Raw genomic sequence first — 19,530 nt, 5'->3', positions numbered from 1 at the left:
GTGATCGCGATCGTGGCGCCTGCGGGTCGCCCACGGCGGGCTACGGGCGATGCTGTCCGGATCGGAGCGCCGGGCGGGAGGGCTGCGGGGAGCGGCTGAGGCCGGCTGCCCGGCGCGGGGCGCAGTTCTGTTCGCCGGCGTGCCGGTCCAGGCAGCGGCGTCAGGAACGGCGGTTGCGTCAGCGCCTGGCGGCCGGTCCGGGACGGCACGGGCGCAGTGGAGTGCCCGGAGTGCGGGATCCGGTGGGTGGCCGGCGTCGACCGCCGCTCGGACACGGAGTTCTCGTGTCATGCCTGGACGGTGGGGCGAACGCTGATCTCGCCGATCTCGACGTCGGCGGGCTGCTCGACGGCGAAGGCCACCGTGCGGGCGACCGCCGACGGTGGGATGCCCACCGCGTCCATGGCCTGGCGCGTCTGCTCGCGGATGTGCGGTTCTGCCATGGAGTCGGCGAGATCGGTGCGGATGTATCCCGGCGAGATGGCTGTCGTGCGCACCACCCCGTCGGTGGACTCCGTGCGCAGCCCCTCATGCACGGTGCGCACCGCGTTCTTGGTCGCGGCGTAAACAGCCATCGTGGGGGACACGCCGTACAGGCCGGCCACGGAGACGATGCTCACCAGGTGGCCCGACCCTTGCTCGCGGAAGACGGGCAGCGCGGCGGCGACGCCGTTGAGCATGCCGCGCAGATTGACATCGATCATGGCTGACCAGCCTTCGGTGTCGAGGTCGGCCAGCGGGCTGATCGGGGCGATGCTGGCGTTGTTCACCAGTACATCGAGGCGGCCGTACTGGTCGATGGTGGTGGAGACCAGGCGCTGCAGGTCCTCGGCCTTGGTGACGTCGACGACGCACGTGGCAGCACGGCTTCCTTCCTCGCCACGGGCGCGTACCGGCGCGTACCGGTGCGACCGCCCGGGCGGCACGGACCCCGCCCAGGCGGTCGGCAGCGCGCACCAGCGCGTTGCCGACCGCCGTCCGCGCCGTTGCCGCACGGGTCAGTAACTAACGATGAAGCGCCGGTTGAGGTGCCGATGGGTTTCGATCTCGTCGGGGAGGGCGACGGCGTAGTCCTCGTAGGAGATGCGGGCCTGCCCGACGGCGCCTGCGACCGGGTGGTCGAGGCCGGTGCGGTAGCTGCCGGTGCGCTCGCCGGGGGCGAAGTGCACCGGGGACGGGGAGAGATACGTCCAGGTGACGTCATCGCCGAGCGCCTGGTAGTCGTCGAGGGCCTAAATCTGGCCGATGGCGTACGGCTTGAATTCCTCCGGGAAGTGGGGCGAGTCGAAATGGCGCACCTCGTCCTCGTTCAGCAGGCTGGCCCCGCCGCCCGTGTGCACGATGCGCGGTCCCTTGGGGCCGAGGGCACGGACGGCCGCGGCGACGGTGGCCACTGCCTCGGTGTACAGCGGCGCGTCGGGGCCGCCGACGGTCCGCACCAGCGCGTCGGCCTCTCGGACCAGGGAGGGGCGACCGACTCGCTGTCGGTAACGTCACCCGCTACCGGCCGCACCCCGTCGGGGAGTTCAACGAGTCGCGCGATGTCGCGACGACGGCGGGGACCTCGTGACCGCGCGCGGCGGTCTCGGCGACGACGCGGGAGCCGAGCCGGCCTTCCCCAGCGGCTCCGAAGACGACGATCCTGCTCATGTCTCGACCGACAGGCGGGGGCCGCGACCCTCAGCCACGGCCCGGCGCTCGGGCAAATGGGCCGAGTCGATGAGCCGGGCGGCCCGCCATCCGTTCCATCGTGCCGGTACCGCAGACGGGACGGATCCCGCGCTCCTCGAAGACCCCGCGCAGAACACCGACGGCATTGAGCGCACGGGGGAATCCCGTGTACGGGACGGCCTGGATGACCGTCTCGATCACCTGCCGCGGTGAGAGTCCCACCCTGAGCGCGGCGTTGAAGTGCACCCTCTGCTGGGGCGCCGTGTCACCGAATGCGATCAGTCCGCCCAGGGTGACAAGCTGCCGTTGCCGCAGGTCGAGCCCCGGTCGCGAGTAGACGTCTCCGAAGGCGAACTCGACGATGTACCGGCCGAGATCCGGCGCCACGTCGTTCAGGGACTCGATCACCTCGAGGCCGTGCTCGCCGTCGACCTCCCGCAGTTTGTCCTCGCCCCGTGCATAACGGTCCCCGCCCGGCTCCACCTCGATCGGCTCGATGCGTACGCCCCGCTCCTCGAACACGGTGCGTGCGGCGGCCAGCGCGTTGAGCGTCCGCGGGAACCCCGCGAAGGGAACCAGGTGGATCAGCGCCTCCACCACCTGCGCCGCATCCAGTCCGACATGCAGCGCCGCGCCGATGTGGAACCGCAACTGCGGGGCGGTGTCCCCGGCGGCGGTCAGTGCGCCGATGCTCACCAACTGCCGCTGCCTCACGTCGAGTCCGGGCCGTGCGTGCACATCCCCGTACCCGAACTCCACCACGAAGCGCCCCAGATCCGGGGCGATGTCCTCCAGCGCCTCCACCGTGGCGAGGGCATCCTCCCCGGCGATCTCCCTCATACGGGCAGCGCCCCGCGCGTACCGCTTGGACGGCCCACGATCCGCACTGTCGGCCACCGCCACGCCAGGCCTCGTCAGGGGCGCCATCGCACCGACCCCTCCAACAGCTCCGTACCGCAGGAGGGCCCGCCTGCCCCTGCCCGCCTCGTCCCCCCGCCGTGCGTCACGCCTCTCGTCCGCTGTCCCCATCCCGTTCCTCCACCAGTCGCTCGTAGTGCCCGATCTTCTTGTCGATGGCGTCGAGGCTGCGCATGACGGCCTCATACCTCCTCCTGACCTGTGCCTGGTGCCTCCGCAACAGCTCCAGCCGCTCCCGCACGGTGGCGTCTCCGCCCCGGCGCAGCTCCGCGAACGCCAACATCCCCTGGATGGGCATCCCGGTCGTCCGCAGCCGCAGCAGAAACGCCATCCAGGCCAGATCCGCTGCCTGATAACGGCGCCGCCCGTCCGGCCCGCGCTGCACGCCGTCGATCAGCCCGATGCGTTCGTAGTACCGGAGAGTGGAGGGGCTGAGCCCGGTCAGCTCGGACGTCTCGGCAATGGTCAGAGTCGCGTCGATCCGTTCGGTCGCCACACGACGACCGTACGAGTTGAAGCGCGCTTCAACGCAAGGGAACTGTCGCAGCCAAGGTCGCGACGATCTCCGGACACCGCCCCCCGCTCAAGGGGAGGACCGCGGTGAGGGCTACGACGTCCTAGTGAACCCTCGGCTTCTTCACCCCGTAGGGCGGGAAAACCGGCACCCGGACAGCAGCGACCGACCGTCCTCTGCACCCACCGATTCGAGCACCGAACCCGAGCGGCGCGACGTGATGACCTGGGCGAGCCGCCAGGGAAGGTCGGCTACGGCTAGCCGACAACTGTTACGAGACGCTGTGACGCCTACTGCGCCACCGGCTCCCTGTGCCGGGCCGCCGATCTCCTTCACCTGCGCCTCGCAGCGCTGCCCGCCGACTTGAACAGATGTTGCGCGCTCGCGGAATGACCGGCCCCGCCAGGTGGATCAGCGGGCGATGAACGGCTCGGTCAGGTGCGGGGTCGCGAGGTAGAGGGTACTGGCGGCCCCGCTGTGGAGCACCTGTTCCCTTGAGGCCCTTGCCTGCTCAGAGTCCATCTCGTGGGCGTAGGCGAGTTCGGGGTGGAGCAGCTGGATCGCGTGCACGAGCAGGTCACCGGTGACGGCGACCAGTTCGCGCCCGGACGCGACGAGCACGCTCTGGTGCCCGGGCGTGTGACCGGGCGTGGCGAACACGCGCGCGCCGCTGCGCAGCGGGGTGTCGCCGTGGAGCAGCCGTAGCTGATCGGTCTTCCGCAGCGGGTCGATCACAGCGGACCGCAGCTGGGGGTTGACCTCCTCGATCGCGTCGAGTTCGGCCTGCTGCAACAGATATTCGGCGTTCGGGAAGAACGGCCGCGTCTGCTCGCCGCCGACGACGGCCCAGCCCACGTGGTCGGTGTGGAGGTGCGTGAGCACCACGGTGTCCACTTCGGATGGTTCGATACCCGCGGCGGCCAGCGAAGCCGGGAGCACCCCCGGCACGGGCGCCCACGAGGCCGCCGGGCTGTCGGCCGGGCCGATCCCCGCGTCGACCAGCGTCACGCCCTGGTCGCTGCGGATCGCGAACGCGCGGAACTGGAGCCGCCAGCGCCCGTCGGCGTCGAGCGCGCCGGGATCGAGCTCGTCGGCCGCCGCCCACTGCTCGGTGGTGGCGCCGGGGAACGCCTCTGATCTGGGGGAGAAGAAGGGGCCCGCGCCGTCAGCGAGCGCGATGACGGTGTAGGGGCCGACCTGAATGGAAGGGGGCATCCCACGGATAGTGCCACCGGTGGACGGCCCATGACCAGGCCGGTTGCCCCGGAATTCACTCCAGGGTCGTGGGCGCCTCGCAGAATTCGCAGACCTCGAGTGTGGGGGCCGAGTTCGTGTGAGCCCGGCACGGTCGAGGTGACGGCGCGAGGCCGGGCGTCCGTGGCGACATGCCCCGACCGCGGCCACGTATCAGGCCCGGTGCGCGACTCCTACCAGCGCAGGCTGAAAGATCTTCCGCTTGGCGGGCAGACAGCGCCATGACCCGGCTGAGGTCCGGCGCTTCATCTGCGATGCGGGCGACTGCTCGCGTCGTACCTTCGCCGAGCCGTTCGCCCAACTGACCCGCTCGTACGCGCGCTTCACCACGCCCCTCAATCACCTCTTGGAACGGGTCGGGCTCGCGCTCGCCGGGCGGGCCGACGCCCGCTAGGTGAGTCAACTCGGCATTAGCGCGGGGCGGATGACCTTGTTCCGCAGGGTCGTGGCGCTGCCGCCCCCGTTGTTCAGCACGCAGATCTACTCCACCGCCCGCGGCCTGGCTCACCTTCCTCCACTCCGGCGTGGAGATCATCTGCCGGGCTTGGACCGGCGCTACGCCGAAGGGGCCCGGCTCGGCGCCCCCGCCGCTCTCCAGGTCGCCGACCGGTTCCACCTGTGGCAGGGCCTGGGCCGGGCTGTGGAGACCTGCGTCGCCGCCCACCGCGAGTGCCTGCGCATCCCGAGGTCGGCCCGAGTCGCCTTCCAGCATCCGCATCCGGCCCCGCCGGCAGGCCTCCCGCCCGGATCGGTCGGCCAAAGGGCCCAGCGCAAGAAGGCTGCGCCCGCCGTGGTCCACGAACTCCTCGCCCAAGGCCCGCTCCCGCCGGGCGATCGCCCGTCACCTGGGTTGAGGCCTCAGCACCGTGCTGCGCTACGCCAGCGCCATGCGCCGGCAGGACACCCTCCACGACAACCAGCCCCGCCCCAATCGCCTTGACCGCCATAAGTCCCACCTGGACCGCCGGTTCACCGAGGGCTGCACGAGCGTCACACAGCTCCACCCTGAGCTGGTCGCCCAAGTCGCCCCGCTCGCCTACGGCATGGTCCGCGCCTCCATCGCCACCCTGCGCGCTGTTCCACCGGACGGGCCGCCCCCGCCCTCAGCTAGGAGGACCGAGCGGGCTTGAAAGACGTCCTGGCCCGCTGCCCCGAACTGGACACCTCCGCCCGGCGTATCCGCGACTTCGACGCCGTGCCGGCCGGATTCACCCTGGACCGTTGAGCGGACACGACGAATAGAGCAGGGTTGTCATCGCCTCCAACGAAAGGCTTTGCGCGTGCCGTAGTCCGGGCGATGAGGTGGCACGGTGACCAACCACGATGATGCGGCGGCTGTCCGACCGTTGACACTGGCTTGGGTGAACCGGCACTTGGAGGTCGGTGAACGGGTCGTCAAAACCGAGGTCTTGCATGGCGGCATCACCGCCGAAATGCGGCGGCTGACGATCGGCAGGCGGGACGGAGGGACTCGCGACCTGGTGCTGCGGACCTTCGTCGACGTCGAGCACGCCGAGGACTGGCTGAACAGGGAGGCCGGCGCCCTGTCCCTGCTCACGGGGACCGCCGTGCCGGCCCCTGGACTGGTCGCGGTTGATCCGACCGCCGCGCATTGCGAGTATCCATCGCTCCTGATGACACATCTGGCAGGCCGGACGGTTCTCGACGATGAGGGATTGGAGACGCGCGTTCCTCTGCTGGCCCGTCAACTCGTGGCGATCCACGCGTTGCGACCCGCCGAGCGGCCCCGGAAGTACGTGGCGTTGACGACCGCCGACACCGTCGTGACTCCGAGGGGCGCCGACGCGGCGGCATGGGCCGCGACGATCGACGTGATCCGCAGGACCGCGCCGCCCTATGAAGGGCGATTCCTGCACCGGGACTTCCAACCCGGCAACGTGCTGTTCGACGTGCCGCCCGCAAGGCCGGCAAGTGCCCGGATCACCGGCGTCGTCGACTGGGCAGCGACCTCCTGGGGCCCGGCCGATCTCGATGTGGCGCACTGCTCCACCAATCTCGCGCTGCTGCACGGCCCGGCGTGGGGTCTGCGGTTCGCTGAGGCGTATGAAGAGGCCGGCGGGGTGCTGGCCGCGGACGCGAGCGAGCGGCTGTACTGGCAGGTGCGTGACGGGCTGGCGTGCTCGGAAGAAGTGCAGTTGGTGTCGCAGCCATGGCGGGAGGCAGGGAGGACAGAGCTGACGACGCGGGCCGTGGAGGAGCGGCTGGATGCCTACGTCACCCTCCTGATGGACGCGCTGGGCTGAGCCAAATGAAGGCTGTCAGAAGGTGGCGAGGAATTGTTCGGCCGGAGGCCGGTCCGGGTCGCGATGTGTCCTGCCTAAAAGGACCTGGCCCTGGTCCAGAGCTGTGGCCTGGGCCGACGAGATCAGCCGAGACCTGAGACCTGAGGCCGAGGATTGCGGTTGATGTGGTCCTGGGTGACTGGATGCTGGCTGCTGTCTCACCTGATCTGGTCCGGTTTGGCGCTCCGAACTGATCCACGCCTGGGCAGTCGGCCACGGCTGGTGGTTTCTGGCCATTCCGGCAGGTCCGGTCGGGCTGCTGTCGTGTGTCGGACTCACGGTGCCCAAGCCGAGGACGAAGGCGGTGGTCGTGGTGAAGGATTCTCCGTGGTGAAGGAATCATCGAGGCCATGCCGGGTGGGACCGGCCTGTGCCTGGTCGCCGTGCGCCTGGACTGCGCCCCACCGCGTCGGCCGTGCTCTGATCGGCCGGGTCCTGCACCTGACGAAGGACTGGGCCGCCGAGTGGTGAACGAGAGGAATCGTTGACTCGCCCCAGTTCACGACTTCCTGGCCGGCCCTTCATACAGGGAGCGCAGCTTCGCAGCAACGGCGTCGTCGTTCACCGCCTGGGCGATCTGTGTGTTGCCGCTGTCCATTGCTGAGCTGGGACATGATTCCTCAGCCCCAGCGGTGCCCTGCATCCTGAAGTCGGCAACTTCGCGGCCGGTGCGCGCCTCCCTGACCACGAATGTGTGATCCGCCTGGACGACATCCATGCTCCCGGACATTCCCGGATAATCGAACTCGCAGGTGCCTATGACGCCTCCGGTGGCGACGGCGTCGTCGCAGACCACCAGCTGGACCTTGTTGTGATCCTCTTCCTCGTCCGACCAGTCGAAGTCGACCTCCGGGTCCCAACCGTCGGGCAGGGTGACGTACTGCAGCTCGAGCGTGGCGGGGCCGGAGTCATAGTGAATGATCGTCATCGGATGCGGACCCTTGCCTGCGTACGGTGCGCTGTCGGGGTTGTAGGGCCGTTCACCTAGACACACGGCGGTGGAGACCGGACCAGGAGTTTCCTCGTCCGACGGAGAAACCGAAGGTTTCTCTGGTGCCATCGTGATGGTCCGCGTCGGAGGTGCCTCTGCTTCCGGCTGATCCTGGGACGAGTTGCCAGTGCATGCGGGTACCGCGATGAGCGTGAAGCAGCTACACAACGTGAGAAAGAGCCGCCTGCTGCAGGTAGTCGCTGCGAATACCACTGCATTCCCCCTTCACTGAGCCGCCGCCTTGTCATTCTGATCGACGGGGCGGTTCGTCAGCCATGGCAGATGTGCAGAGTGCCTCGCTCTGTCCGGGACCCCTCCCGAGAGGTTGGCGCTGCAGGCGGGCCATCACGGACACGCTGGCGCGGAGGCGGCGGCTGTGTCTGCTGTCCGGTGCCACTGAACTATGGCCGGTGGCTGCCGGTCGCCGGACACTGGCGGGTGGTGCCGCGGCGAACGCCGCCGCCCGTTCTGGTCGTTGGCCTTCCCTGCGGTGCCACGGGCATCGAGCTGACTGACGATGAGCACCTGGGGGCACCGGTCGCGCTGCAGGCCGATGTCGGAAACGACGACGATGTCCTGGCGGTCCTGGCGGTCCTGGCGGTCCTGGCGGGCGGGTGCTGGCGAGCGCCCGCTGCTGATGCTGCTGGCCGCCTACGGGCAGCACACACTCCTCGCTGGGCGCGGAGATCGACAGTGATCCGATGGCCCGCATGGTCTTTGTCCTGACCGACGCCCTGCACGATCAGGCCGCTCTCGCAGGCGACGACCCGCCACCGCGAAGCTCGTCGCCCCATCCTGATGGCGGTCCATGCGTTAGATCACCGCCGCCGAGAACCAGGACGCCCTGCTCCTGCTGCGCGCACTGTGCAACGAGGTCCTGCGGGCCGGCTGAACGACACCAGTCATCAGCACTCCGCATCCCGGCTTCCCCCCTTAACGTTGCCCAGCCGAGCCCGAAGGGGGCCAGCTCGTCGAACGCCCGGGGGCGGTTGCAGCGCAGCACTCTGGCGGCCCGGGGCGTCAGCACCAGCAGACTGGACCTGCTACCGGGTACCGTCCAGGCCACGGTCGGCCTCTCACGGACCCAGCGCATCTGCGGCCCGTGACCCCGGTCTTCGTGACCGTCGGCACGTAGCCGGACCTGAGGCAGGGGCTACCGGCCCCGGGGTTCACTGAGCCCGGCGGCGGGGCATCCGGCCTCGGCCGCCGACGTTGGGGCCTTCGACAGGGGCTCCACCCGAGGCGGCTACAGCCGGCGCCGTCGCCGGTGACGTGGTCGAGGTGATGCGTTCTCTCGGCCATGTCCGGTTCGCGCTCGTCGGACACGGCCGCGGAGGCCATGTCGCGCTCAGGCACTGGATTCGCCAACAGTGTCTTCCAACTGCCGGGGACGAGGCGCTTCGCAGTTCACGGGTTGGCGATCAGTTTCTTCACCTCGGTCGGCAGTTCGTTTCCGGAGTAGGCGGCGACGAACGTGACGTCGCCGGGTGTGTCCCCGACAGCGATGGCCACCTTCGGGGAGATGCCGTCCACGGCGTAGGCGGTCTCTGTCGTGGTGGCCGGCTCCTCGCCCTCTCCCTGGCCGCCGGTGTCGTCACAGGGCGGTTTGGTCGCTGCGCCGAGCTTGTCTGCGACTGTGAACTCAACGTTCGCAACGTCCCGGTAGGTCCGACCCTCGTAGGTCACCTGGTAGACGCACGACGCCGAGTCCTCTGCGCTGTTGTGGTCCGATGTGCAGGCGGCACCCGACGTCACTGCGACTGCCGTCAGCAGTGCGCTCATGGATCGCTTGGCCCAGCTCATGAACGGCCTCCTCAGTAGGTGTTGCGAACAGCGAGGACGTCGCCCTTGCCGAGCGTCCTGGCGTCCGTGGTACAGGTGAACGAGTTGGTGTACATGGTGAGGTTTTCGTGTCCGGAGCCAGGTCCAGGAGCAGGTCACGGCGACGTGGTTGCTCTTGAGGCCCCCGCGTCCCAGGTGCTGAGTTCGTCCCGGTCGGTGCACTTAAAGCTGCTGTTGATATCGGCCTCGCAGTTGGTCTGGGACAGGAAGTTCGTCTTCGCTCCGACCGAGTCGCCGTATCCGCAGTTGTTGTAACTGTCGGTGAGGTTGTTGATGGCATCGTAGAAGGCCCACTTGGCGTCCGTGCGGGACAGCCCGCCGGGCATACCGCCGTCGCCGATGTACCAGTTGTACGTGCCGTACTCCTTGCGGTCTGCCGTTGAGTAGGCACCGTCGCTGCGGGCGCCCGGGGCGGCGAGGGCGTCCGCGTCTGCCACCTCGGCTCCCCCGAGGCGTCGGCCGCGTCAGCGTCCGCACTGTCCGGCTCCTGCGTCAGGTCCTGCGGCGTTGTGGCAGGGTTGGACAGCCGAAGCTGTCCGGCCCGGGCAAGGACGCCGACCCGCTGCTGGTGCTCACCGAGGCCGCGCTGAAGCACTACGGCCTCCCCGTCGCCCTCCCGGACGAGGAGCGGCTCGCCGGGCGGATCCCGGAGGGCCACAAGGTCATCAAGCAGCTGCCCCGTGCCGACTGGAAGCTGACGAAGCGGGGGTTCGGGCCGTGGGCGCGGATCTACCGCCCGGCCAAGGGCTCCGAGCGCAACTGCGTGCAGCTGCACATCCCGTCCTGGCACGCGCTCGACTCCCGCCACTGGGGCCTGGCCGGGCAGCTTCCGCCGGCGGAACTCGCCCGCGTGCTGGGCGTGCACGCGTCCCGGGTGATGACACCGCGCGGATCGACCGCGTCACGGGCCTAGAGCTGATGACCTCGCTGCACCCGCCGACCCGCGCGTCCAAGCCCGACGCGACGGGTAGGCGGCACTCCGAGCACAACCCCGGCTCGCTGGGCAAGAACCCGGTGGACTGCGCCCCGTGCGAAGCCCCCCCCACGGGCACCCGCTCCTGGCGGACCTGCCACGCTTCCACGTCCGCGGCCCCGGCGAGAAGCTGTTCGAGCAGGCGTACGACCGGGCGCGGCCGATGCCGGACGCCGAATGCACCATGCGGCACCTGATCGGCATCGACGTCAACATGGCCTTCGCCGCCGGAGCGAACGGCCTGGTCGTCGGCCTCGGCGCACCGACGCACCGACGCACCGACGCACCGACGCACGCCAGGAACCCGGTGTTCGACCCGATCGCGCCTGTCGCGATGAACCTTCACGGGGTTCCGCCAGGCAGGTGAGAAGGGCGGGAGCGGCGCAGGGCGGGGGCGGCCGCGAGGGCGGCCGGTAGCGGGAGGGCCGCCACCAGCAGGGCGAAGGAGATGGAGAGGTGTTCCGTCAAGAGGCCGGCGGTCAGGGTGCCGGCCGCCGTGCCCACGGCGTTGGTGGACATGAACAGGGCAAAGGCCTCACTGTGCCGGTCGGGGGCGACTCGTCGCGGGACGAGGGCGAAGGTGAAGCTGACCGCGGGGCCGAGGAAGCAGCCGGCGGCCATGACGACCACCAGTACACCGGCGTACGGCGGGAGCGTGACCAGGGCCAGGAACGCCAGCCCGTAACAGGCGTGGCAGAGCACCGACCTGCGGGCCTCCGCGCCCCGGGCGAGGTAGCGCTCCGCAGCTGGCACGGTCAGCAGCAGGACGGTGGCCGCGCTGGTCAGGGACAGCGCCGCGATGAGCAGACCGCTGCCGGCGGGTGCCTCACCGCGGTCGTGCAGCAGAGCGGGCAGGGCGACGTCCAGGGTCCCCAGGTTGACCCCGACGCTGAGGTTCAGCACCAGCAGGGGCAGCACGGCCCGCACCAGCCCCACGGTGTTCTGGCGTGCCGCCGGGGACATCGGGGGTGTGCGGCGGCCGGGGATGCGCCGCACCAGCAGGCAGGCCGTCGCCCAGAAGAGGGCCGCGCAGGCGATCGGAGCGGTGGTGCCGAGGCCGGTGGCCAGGACGGCGGTAAGGGCGGGGCCGGCCACCCAGGTGATCTCGGTGATGGCGGAGTCCCCGGCGAAGGCGCGGGTCGAGGTCCGCTCGCCCCACAGCACCGGCAGCAGGCTCCGCATTCCTCCCGGTGCTCCGGCCGTGGCTACCGCGGCGGCGGCCGCTGCCGCGGCCAGGACTGCCACGGGTGCACGGACGGCCAGTGCAGCGACGACGGCGGCCAGCATCAGGGCCCCGCCGATCAGCGGAAGGGTGAGTCCGTCCGGCAGGGTTGTGCGGTCGAGTCGCCGACCGCGCCAGGGCGCGGTCAGGGCGGCGGCGCCTGCGTAGGCGCCGGCCAGCACACTGCCTGCGGTGAAGGAGCCGGTGGCGGACTGCCCCGCCAACACCAGGCCCAGCGGCAGCATGGTGGCGGGCAGGCGTGCTGAGGCCGCGGCGGCGGTGTACAGCAGCCAGCGCCGGTCGGTCCACAGGCGTTCCGCTTCCTCTGACCGGTCGACGGTGGGTGGTCCGGTCGGCCTGGCGGGCATCGTACGGTCCCTTTCGACGGTCGTCGGTTCCTCTCCTGCTCGCTCCGCAGTGCTGTCAGCGGCCTTTTCCGGCCGATTCCGTGCGTCCCTGTGCGACGAGGTCGGCGAGGTGGGCGACCGCGGGCTCGGCGAGGAAGTCCCGTAGGTGACGTCGGTATGCAGTTCCCTGCGGATCAGGGAGATCAAGCCCTGCGTCGCTGAGCTTGACCGTGGGCACCGGCCCGGCGGCCGTGTCGTTGACGATCTGGAGGCTGCCCGGATCGAAGGGCCGATCCAGCACGCGACCGCGAGCAAGCCGGTAGATCGCTTCTCGCGGTGACAGCGCCGACTCGAAGGTTGCCAGGTCGGCGGTGACACGATCGGGGAACCCGTCACACTCGCCCCCCACCGCCTCGAGGTCCGCAGGCGTGGCCAGGAGGTCGATGGGCTCGTCCCGACGAGACCCCACGGTGCCGACCAGATCTAGGGCTGGGCTACCGCTCACCACCGTGAAAATGCGTCACCATCTTGAACGGCGACGATGCCGACAGCAACATCGTCGCCTGCTGAACCGGTGACACCAGGGCGAACAGGAGAATGCATGGCCGAGATCCGCGACATCGAGGTCGTCGTCTTCGACGTCCTCGGAACACTGGTTGACGAACCCAGCGGGCTTCGAGCGGAAATCCGCGCCGCGGTGCCCGCGTCCGACGATGCGCCCGTCGACGAACTGCTCACCGTGTGGCAGCAGCATGTCGAGTTCGAGCAGCAACGCATCGCGCAAGGACACCGCGCGTACGTCAACACCGAGATCATCGACGGAGAGGCTGCTCAACGGGTGGCCGACCATGCCGGACTCGCCGATCCGGCAATCATCGGCCGACTGGCCACAGCAGGTCAGCGCCTTCCCCCCTGGAGCGACTCTGTCGCCGCTCTCGAGCGGCTCGCGCAGTACTTCCCCGTGCTTGGACTCTCCAACGCCAGCCGCACCGCTCTGCTGCGACTCAACGCACATGCCGGGCTGCGCTGGCACCAGGCCTTGTCCAGCGAAGCCGTCCTGGCCTACAAGCCGACGCCGGAGGTCTACCAGTTCGCCATCGACACCGCCGGGTGTCCACCAGAACGCGTGCTCATGGTGGCCGCCCACGCCTGGGACCTCCGCGGAGCTCAGGCGAAGGGCATGCGGACCGCCTACGTCCAGCGACCGGTCGGGGATCCCCCGACGAGCTCCGATGCGTTCGACTGGCGGTTCAACGGGTTGGACGAACTGGTAACCGCGCTGATGGCGAAGCCCTGGGACGATCCGCACTCCGCCGCGCCGGTATGACGAGTCCCGGATCGAGCACGCCTCAGGACCCAGCGACACGACCATCCACAGGTCTCGACTATTGCTCTGCGCCGGGTAACCGAGGCGGCTATGCACGTGACTGCGGGAGTCGTATCGACGTGACCGTGGGAGTCGCCATCTGACCGCGTTCGCCATGTCAGCGTCCAAGGAGTCGTTATCAGTTCACGCCGCTTGGCCGTCTCTGCGTTCGCCGCCTTCGGGGCCTTCGGCTCGTTCTGGGGGGTGTGGGGAGCCTCCGTACCCCGAGTGCAGGACCAAGCCCAGGTCAGCGACGGGCAGCTCGGTTTCGCCCTGCTCTTCGTGGGCGCCGGTGCTCTGCCCGCCATGCTGCTGGCGGGCAGAGCACTCGATCGCTGGGGGCTGAGGATCGCCGCAGGGGCGATTGGGCTGCTGGGCATCATCGGAGTCGCCCTGGCGCTGACGGCCGTGAGCCTTCCAAGCCTGTGCGTCGGGCTCACCATCGCCGGTGCCTCCAGCGGCGCGGCCGACGTGACCATGAACGCGGTGGCGGGACGAGCCGAGAAGGACACGGGACGCCCGGTCATCGTCCGTGCCCACGGCACGTTCTCCACGCTCGTGGTCCTCACCAGCCTCGGCACCGGCGCCGCGGCAGCCGCCGCCTGGCCGCTCACCGTGCCCTTCCTCGGCGTCGCCGCTCTCTGCCTGACCGCTGGCGCCGTCACACTCACGACGCCGCCTGCCCACCGCCTCGCGAGCAGCGACGACACCGCGCTGACAGCGCCCCCGGCAGGCCGCTTCGGCATCTTCCCGCTCCTGCCCGTCGGGGGCCTTAGGGGCGCTGGCCTTCGCCAGCGAGAACGCCCACCAGAGCTGGAGCGCCGTCTTCGCCCAGGACGAGCTGCACGCCGGATCCGGGCTCTCCTCAGTGGCACCCGCCGTCTTCGCGGGAACGGTCGCCATCACACGGTTCGCGGCCGGAGCACTGAAGGCCACCCACGCCCAGTCCGTGATCGTGGTGGGCTCGCTCGCCGCGGCCTGCGGGACACTCACCATCGCCGCCGCCCCCACGCTGTCTGTCGTCATCCTGGGACTGGTGACCGCCGGCGCCGGAACCGCCGTGCTCTTCCCCGCTCTCCTGGGCATCATGTCGCGCAACGTCAAAGAGTCCCACCGAGGCCGCGCGACGTCCGTCATCACCACCATTTCCTACCTGGGCTTCCTCCTCGGCCCCGTCTACGTCGGTCTCTGGGCCGAAGCCACAGGGCTACGGGGAGCCATGACTGCCGTCGCGGCGCTCGCAGCCGCCCTGTGCCTACTGGCTGCCCCGCTACTGCGCCTGAGCGGATTCACCGGGCACAGGTCCTGCCGCCGGCACGCGAACGGCATCGAACGTCACTGACATTGATCATGATGAGCGCCGCGCAACGACTCCCAACGTCACCTCCAAACGACTCCGCTGGGACTGACACAGCCACCGAGGCGAAGCAGTGCACCGCTGCCCAGCTGGCTGTCGCCTGGGTGGCCGCACAGGACGAGGACTTCGTGCGCTGGTCGGCGCTCGCACCCGCGAGCGGCTGGGCGCGGTCATCAACACCAAGAAGCAGACCAGTGATGTGCGGCGACGCGACCGTCGTTTCGGAGGCCGGTGTCAAGGTTGCCGTGGGTGACGTGGGCGTCGAGCGTATCGACGGATTCTGAATCGCTCAGGGATCGGTGGAGGCTCTATGCGTTGACTCCAGCCGCCGGTTGGGGCTGCTGTTGAGCGTAGTAGCTGGTCTCGTGCTCGTGGGGTGGGATGTCTCCGATCGAGGCATCGATGCCGGCCTCGAGGAGATGGGCAGTGAACGCGAAAGACGTGTATTGACTGCCCGCGTCCGAATGGTGAACCAGCCCCGGTCCAGCGGGAGTTCCGGCGCGGTCGCGGCGCCACAAGGCCATGTCGAGGGCGTCGAGGACGAGCTTGGCCCGCTTGCTGGTTGCAGCGGACCAGCCCACGATCGCCCGGGAGAACACGTCCACGACGAACGCGACGTAGACGATCCCGGACCAGGTGGCGACATAGGTGAAATCAGCCACCCACCGCTCGTTCGGACGGGACGCGGTGAAGTCGCGCCTGAGCAGGTCACCAGCCCTCTCCCGGCCGTCGTCCCGGATCGTGGTGCGGATCTTCTTCCCACGTCGGGCGCCCTGGAGGCCGAGGTCGCGCATCAGCCTGGCGACGGTGCAGCGGGCCACTGGTATGCCTTCGCGGTGCAGCTGCCGCCAGACCTTCCGCACCCCGTAGACGCCGAAGTTGTCCGAGTGGACGCGGCTGATCTGCTTCTTCAGCTCCGCGTCACGGAGCGACCGGACGCTGGGGGTGCGCTTCTTGGCGGCGTAGTAGGTGCTCGTTGCGATCTTCAGTCCGTGGCCGGTCAGGACTCGGCAGATCGGCTCGACTCCGAACACCTGGCGGTGTGCGTCGATGAACGCTACGAGCGCTTCGACGGCCGGTCGAGCTCGGCCGCGAAGAAAGCCGACGCCGCCTTCAAGATCTCGTTGGCCCGCCGCAGCTCGGCGTTCTCGGCCCGCAGCCGCTTGATTTCCGCAGCCTCGTCGGAGGTGACGCCGGGCCGCTGACCGGCGTCGACCTGGGATTTGCGGACCCAGGTCCGCACCGTCTCCGCCGCACCGATCCCCAGCTTTGCGGCGACCGCCTTCATCGCCGCCCACTCGGTTGGGTAGTTGGGACGGATCTCCGCGACCATGCGCACCGCACGCTCACGAAGCTCAGCAGGATAGGGGGACGGACGTGCCATGACTCGATCCTCTCAGGGAATCGAGCCTCCATCAGACCCGGAGCGGTTCACCCTCGACGAGCTTGCCCGGCGCACCGGCTTCTCCAAGACCCGCATCTCCGCTCTCCTGCGCGGCATCGAGTACTACCCGAGCTGGGAGATCACCTACAGCGTGGTCCACGCCCTGGGACTGCCGCCCTGGCCCCTGTGCCGCCTGTGGACCGCAGGGGCGTACGAGGCCGTCAAGTCCACCACGTGGATCACGCAACGCATCGCGGCCGTCCGGCCGCTGGGGCCCGAGGAGCGGCCCGTGGAACACCGCGGCTTCATCGAGAAGATGGGGCACTACTACGTCTCCTACGCCCGGGCGCTGCTGCACATCGAGCGGCCGGAGCGGATCGTCGACGAGGCATTCGACATCCTGTGGGCCGGCTGGGACGAAGCAGAAGCGGCCGCCGGCCCGAACCTTCCCCGCTACGCGTGGCGGCTGCTGCGCTCGCGGGTGCTGCTGGGGGTCAGACGACACCCGGACGGCCGCCCCGATCTGCGCCCTGCCGCGTTCATGACCGTCGCCCAGAGCCGCATCGAAGACCCGGTGGCCAGATTCGTCGAGATCAGTGAAGTCGCCGAGTTCTTCGACGCGATCAGCCGCCTGCCGCCAGACCAGTTCGACGTCGTCGTCCTGCGCTACCTATGCGAGTTCACCCCCGACGAGGTCCAGGAGGCCACCGGCCTGTCCCCGGCCCACGTCCACACCCTCGACCACCACGCACGAGGAGCCCTCGAACTGCTCCACCACCGTCCCACAGCCCGGGAGTGATCACCCCGACATGAGCGCCATCGACGACCTCCTCGCCCGCGCAGCCCTGCTGAAGAACCCCCGCATCCCCGCGGACACGGTCCCCTTCCTCGACACCCACCCGGACCCCACCTCCCCGCCCGACGAATCCAGCATCCTCATCGAGGAGACCTTCGCCGACGACACGGCCGCCGAGCACCTGCGCTCCCTGTGCGAAGTCGCAGTGACCCACGCCAGCGCACCCCAGATCACCGACTTCATCACCGAACAGCTCCCCGGCCCCGCAGGCGCCTGGATCCTGGGCTGCCTGCTGCACCTGGCCGGCGCCCAGGACGGAGCACGCTACTGGTGGCAGTACGCCGCCGGAGCCGGCGACCGCGGCGCCGGCTACTGCCTGTCCCTCCACCACCGGGCACGAGGCGACGACCAGACGGCCGACTTCTGGCTCGACCAGACCCGCGACGACACCGACACCGACGATGGATGCGCGGCCAGCACCGCCACCGTCCTGCGCATGGTCGCGTAGATGACCGCCGACAGCGACCGCACCTACAGCGACACCACCCTCGCCGTCATGTCCTACACCACCGCAGCCGTCACCGACGGATACCGCCGCCACCCCGACATCGAAATCCCCGCCCCCGGCCCCTACTTCGCCGAAATACTGCAGATCATCCTCGCGGCCCTCACCGACCCGCGCGACGACTGCACCGACTCCACCGCAGGCCCTCTGCCCGCCCGACCGATCGAAGACGACGACATGGCCACCCGCCGCACACCAGCACCGGAGCCGGACCACGTCCTGGTCCAGTCCGCGGCCCCCGACGCAGAGTCCGCCTCCGCCTTCCACGAGGCAGCCCTCGCCCACGCCTGGACGCACATCCCCCCGGAACAGCCCCAGAAGCCGGGTCAGAGGGAAGTCCTCATGCGCTTTCTCCTCGACCGCCGCCGCATGTGCGCGCCTGGCCTCGGTCGTGCACGTGACGCTACGGGAAAGAGCCTTCTACCTTTTGCGCCATGACGACAGTGATCTTGATGTACGGCCCGGCACGGGCAGGTCCTCACCACCGAAGTGACAGAGGGAGAGGTACTGAGAGAGGGCGGGTGGAGCTATCAGCTGACCGATGACGTGGACGAGCGCGAGACCGGCGCATCACGCGTGCGTACATGGACTGATCCTCGGCACCGCCCGAGACGTCGGCGCCGCGCGGCGCCGGGCCGGCTCGATCTGGACATGACCGGCTGAGCCAGCGCTACGAGTCGGGCTCCTCACCTGGCGGCTGACACGAGGATGACTCGTTGTCGGTCCTCAAGCAGGCCGCCGGCATGCCTGGCCAGGTGGTCCCTCCTCGCGATTGAGGAAGGACCGACCGTTCCGCCACGCTGCTGTGCCATCCGCGTGGGCAGGGCGATGATCTGCCCCAGGCTCACACGTCGGGGGCGGCTTGGCGTAGCGACCATGTCGGCGAGCTCCTCCGGGGGCGGCCTGGTCGGCGGGCTGGTCCAGCTGCTGCTGGCGGCGCCGCTGCTCGTTGCGGTGCTCCTCGACGCGCTGGGTGAACAGCTTCAGCGCCTGCTGCTCCTGGTCCTCGCCGAAATCACTGTAAGGGCCGACGCCAAGTGTGAAGGCGTTGGCCTCTTCCTCGATGGCGTCGGCGGTCTGGAGTAGGGAGTAGCTACGCTCGCGGTATTTGTAGTAGCCGGTGAAGGCGGCTGCCACCGTGCCGGTGAAGCCGATGGACACGATGGTGATGTTCTGCCACGTGTACTGGTTGGGGGTGTCCAGAGCCGCGACGACCGTTGTGGACGCGGAACCGATCAAAATGAGGTTCTGCAGCGTGTTGTGGACGCGCCGGTACTTGCGGCTATCGATCCGGTGCTGCTCGATGACTCCGGCGGGCGCTGTCACGTTGGCTGAGTGGGTGGGATGATCTTCGTGTTGATCACGGTGAAGGGGGATCATCCGTGGGGAGCGCGTCGCCGTCGTACAGGGGGCACCGGTACCCGGTCGAGGTGATCTCCCACTGCGTGTGGCTGTACTTCCGGTTCCCGCTCAGCTTCCGTGAGGTCGAGGAGTTGATGCTTGAGCGCGGCGTGATCGTCTTCTACGAGACCATCCGCCGCTGGTGCATGAAGTTCGGGCAGACCTACGCCAATTCGCTGCGCCGCCGCCAGCCCCGGCCTGGTGACAAGTGGCACCTGGACGAGATCTTCATCAAGATCAACGGCGAGCAGAAGACCTCTGGCGGGCTGTCGACCAGGACGGCATGGTGCTGGACATCCTGGTGCAGAACCGGCGGGACAAGACCGCGGCGAAGCGATTCTTCCGCAGACTCCTCAAGACGGCAGGCGCGGTGCCGCGGGTGATCGTCACGGACAAGCTGCGCTCATACGGCGCCGCTCACCGCGAGGTCATGCCCTCCGTCGAGCACCGCTCCCAGGGCAAGGGCCTGAACAATCGGGCGGAGAACAGCCACCAGCCCACCAGGCAGTGCGAACGGGCGATGAAGGGCTTCCGCAGCACCGGCGCAGCCCAGCGGTTCCTGTCCGCGTTCAGCGGCATCTCACCCCACTTCCGGCCCCGCCGCCATCTGATGACCGCACACGACT

The 19,530-nt window shown here is 69.3% G+C and carries 21 protein-coding genes and 4 pseudogenes; 11 read left to right on the top strand and 14 right to left on the bottom strand.

Features of this window, described 5'->3' with window-relative positions; all coding sequences use genetic code 11:
- Positions 1-287: 287 nt before the first annotated feature.
- The 7 genes from IE255_RS27095 to IE255_RS27075 all read right to left on the bottom strand — a co-directional run bounded on the left by IE255_RS27095 (position 288) and on the right by IE255_RS27075 (position 4,318).
- Entirely contained in the window at positions 288-926 is a 639-nt protein-coding gene (locus IE255_RS27095; protein ID WP_229906614.1) for an SDR family oxidoreductase, read from the bottom strand.
- Positions 927-998: 72 nt separating this feature from the next.
- Entirely contained in the window at positions 999-1,169 is a 171-nt protein-coding gene (locus IE255_RS39445) for an NAD(P)-dependent oxidoreductase (RefSeq protein WP_229906613.1), read from the bottom strand.
- A 63-nt stretch (positions 1,170-1,232) separates the two neighbouring features.
- Complete coding sequence (locus IE255_RS39440) at positions 1,233-1,439, bottom strand: hypothetical protein (protein ID WP_229906612.1); 207 nt, start codon at positions 1,437-1,439, stop codon at positions 1,233-1,235.
- Positions 1,440-1,500: 61 nt separating this feature from the next.
- Positions 1,501-1,650, bottom strand: a complete 150-nt coding sequence (locus IE255_RS39435; protein ID WP_229906611.1) for a hypothetical protein — start codon at positions 1,648-1,650, stop codon at positions 1,501-1,503.
- A gap of 30 nt (positions 1,651-1,680) precedes the next feature.
- Positions 1,681-2,475 (bottom strand): carboxymuconolactone decarboxylase family protein, encoded by a 795-nt coding sequence (locus tag IE255_RS27085; RefSeq protein ID WP_229906610.1) that lies wholly within the window; start codon positions 2,473-2,475, stop codon positions 1,681-1,683.
- A gap of 199 nt (positions 2,476-2,674) precedes the next feature.
- Positions 2,675-3,085, bottom strand: coding sequence for a MerR family transcriptional regulator (locus tag IE255_RS27080; RefSeq protein ID WP_229906609.1), 411 nt, complete (start codon positions 3,083-3,085; stop codon positions 2,675-2,677).
- 429 nt (positions 3,086-3,514) lie between these two features.
- On the bottom strand, positions 3,515-4,318 hold the full coding sequence (locus IE255_RS27075) for an MBL fold metallo-hydrolase (RefSeq protein WP_190052993.1): 804 nt from the start codon (positions 4,316-4,318) through the stop codon (positions 3,515-3,517).
- 241 nt (positions 4,319-4,559) lie between these two features.
- Between IE255_RS27075 and IE255_RS27070 the strand changes: the two genes are divergently transcribed.
- The 3 genes from IE255_RS27070 to IE255_RS27060 all read left to right on the top strand — a co-directional run bounded on the left by IE255_RS27070 (position 4,560) and on the right by IE255_RS27060 (position 6,621).
- On the top strand, positions 4,560-4,751 hold the full coding sequence (locus IE255_RS27070) for a hypothetical protein (protein ID WP_190052992.1): 192 nt from the start codon (positions 4,560-4,562) through the stop codon (positions 4,749-4,751).
- Positions 4,752-5,223: 472 nt separating this feature from the next.
- The gene (locus tag IE255_RS27065) at positions 5,224-5,487 is read left to right on the top strand and encodes a hypothetical protein (protein ID WP_190052991.1); all 264 of its coding nucleotides are present in this window, start codon (positions 5,224-5,226) and stop codon (positions 5,485-5,487) included.
- Between the two features lie 180 nt (positions 5,488-5,667).
- On the top strand, positions 5,668-6,621 hold the full coding sequence (locus IE255_RS27060) for a phosphotransferase family protein (RefSeq protein WP_190052990.1): 954 nt from the start codon (positions 5,668-5,670) through the stop codon (positions 6,619-6,621).
- Between the two features lie 538 nt (positions 6,622-7,159).
- On the opposite strand, the gene IE255_RS27055 is transcribed toward IE255_RS27060, so the two are convergent.
- The 3 genes from IE255_RS27055 to IE255_RS27045 all read right to left on the bottom strand — a co-directional run bounded on the left by IE255_RS27055 (position 7,160) and on the right by IE255_RS27045 (position 9,930).
- Positions 7,160-7,588: a hypothetical protein gene (locus IE255_RS27055; protein ID WP_190052989.1), complete on the bottom strand. Its 429-nt coding sequence runs from the start codon at positions 7,586-7,588 to the stop codon at positions 7,160-7,162.
- 1,470 nt (positions 7,589-9,058) lie between these two features.
- The gene (locus IE255_RS27050) at positions 9,059-9,454 is read right to left on the bottom strand and encodes a DUF6281 family protein (protein ID WP_229906608.1); all 396 of its coding nucleotides are present in this window, start codon (positions 9,452-9,454) and stop codon (positions 9,059-9,061) included.
- A 134-nt stretch (positions 9,455-9,588) separates the two neighbouring features.
- Positions 9,589-9,930 carry a hypothetical protein gene (locus IE255_RS27045; RefSeq protein ID WP_190052988.1) on the bottom strand — a complete coding sequence of 114 codons (342 nt, stop codon included), beginning with the start codon at positions 9,928-9,930 and terminating at the stop codon, positions 9,589-9,591.
- A gap of 77 nt (positions 9,931-10,007) precedes the next feature.
- On the opposite strand from IE255_RS27045, the pseudogene IE255_RS39425 reads away from it, so the two are divergent.
- A pseudogene (locus IE255_RS39425) lies at positions 10,008-10,794 on the top strand (DUF8841 domain-containing protein); the annotation flags it as partial.
- 14 nt (positions 10,795-10,808) lie between these two features.
- Here IE255_RS39425 and IE255_RS27030 read toward each other — a convergent pair.
- Complete coding sequence (locus IE255_RS27030; RefSeq protein ID WP_190052987.1) at positions 10,809-12,056, bottom strand: MFS transporter; 1,248 nt, start codon at positions 12,054-12,056, stop codon at positions 10,809-10,811.
- A 55-nt stretch (positions 12,057-12,111) separates the two neighbouring features.
- Positions 12,112-12,540, bottom strand: coding sequence for an ABATE domain-containing protein (locus IE255_RS27025; RefSeq protein WP_190052986.1), 429 nt, complete (start codon positions 12,538-12,540; stop codon positions 12,112-12,114).
- Between the two features lie 96 nt (positions 12,541-12,636).
- On the opposite strand from IE255_RS27025, the gene IE255_RS27020 reads away from it, so the two are divergent.
- The 3 genes and pseudogenes from IE255_RS27020 (at position 12,637) to IE255_RS39420 (ending at position 14,743) form a co-directional block, all read left to right on the top strand.
- Positions 12,637-13,362, top strand: a complete 726-nt coding sequence (locus IE255_RS27020) for a haloacid dehalogenase type II (protein ID WP_190052985.1) — start codon at positions 12,637-12,639, stop codon at positions 13,360-13,362.
- Positions 13,363-13,554: 192 nt separating this feature from the next.
- Positions 13,555-14,115, top strand: a pseudogene (locus IE255_RS40425) (MFS transporter); the annotation flags it as partial.
- Between the two features lie 67 nt (positions 14,116-14,182).
- A complete protein-coding gene (locus IE255_RS39420; protein WP_267975548.1) occupies positions 14,183-14,743 on the top strand; it encodes an MFS transporter in 561 nt (186 codons plus the stop codon).
- A 323-nt stretch (positions 14,744-15,066) separates the two neighbouring features.
- Here the strand turns inward: IE255_RS39420 and IE255_RS27010 are convergent.
- Positions 15,067-16,142: pseudogene (locus IE255_RS27010) on the bottom strand (IS3 family transposase).
- On the opposite strand from IE255_RS27010, the gene IE255_RS27005 reads away from it, so the two are divergent.
- Genes IE255_RS27005 through IE255_RS26995 form a run of 3 tightly spaced genes read left to right on the top strand, consistent with a single transcriptional unit; the run spans position 16,141 to position 17,941 of the window.
- The gene (locus tag IE255_RS27005) at positions 16,141-16,941 is read left to right on the top strand and encodes a sigma factor-like helix-turn-helix DNA-binding protein (RefSeq protein WP_190052983.1); all 801 of its coding nucleotides are present in this window, start codon (positions 16,141-16,143) and stop codon (positions 16,939-16,941) included. The pseudogene IE255_RS27010 and the gene IE255_RS27005 overlap by 2 nt on opposite strands.
- A 10-nt stretch (positions 16,942-16,951) precedes the next feature.
- Complete coding sequence (locus IE255_RS27000; protein WP_190052982.1) at positions 16,952-17,446, top strand: hypothetical protein; 495 nt, start codon at positions 16,952-16,954, stop codon at positions 17,444-17,446.
- Positions 17,447-17,941, top strand: a complete 495-nt coding sequence (locus tag IE255_RS26995) for a hypothetical protein (protein ID WP_190052981.1) — start codon at positions 17,447-17,449, stop codon at positions 17,939-17,941.
- Between the two features lie 288 nt (positions 17,942-18,229).
- Here IE255_RS26995 and IE255_RS39415 read toward each other — a convergent pair whose 3' ends face one another.
- Positions 18,230-18,829 (bottom strand): DUF4231 domain-containing protein, encoded by a 600-nt coding sequence (locus IE255_RS39415; protein WP_229906606.1) that lies wholly within the window; start codon positions 18,827-18,829, stop codon positions 18,230-18,232.
- 56 nt (positions 18,830-18,885) lie between these two features.
- Here IE255_RS39415 and IE255_RS26985 point away from each other — a divergent pair.
- Positions 18,886-19,530 (top strand): annotated as a pseudogene (locus IE255_RS26985) (IS6 family transposase); the annotation flags it as partial.

This window comes from Streptomyces lomondensis (assembly GCF_014651035.1).
Lineage (GTDB): Bacteria > Actinomycetota > Actinomycetes > Streptomycetales > Streptomycetaceae > Streptomyces > Streptomyces lomondensis.
Note: the sequence above shows the minus strand (reverse complement) of the source record. Positions and strands in the feature narration are given on the sequence as shown.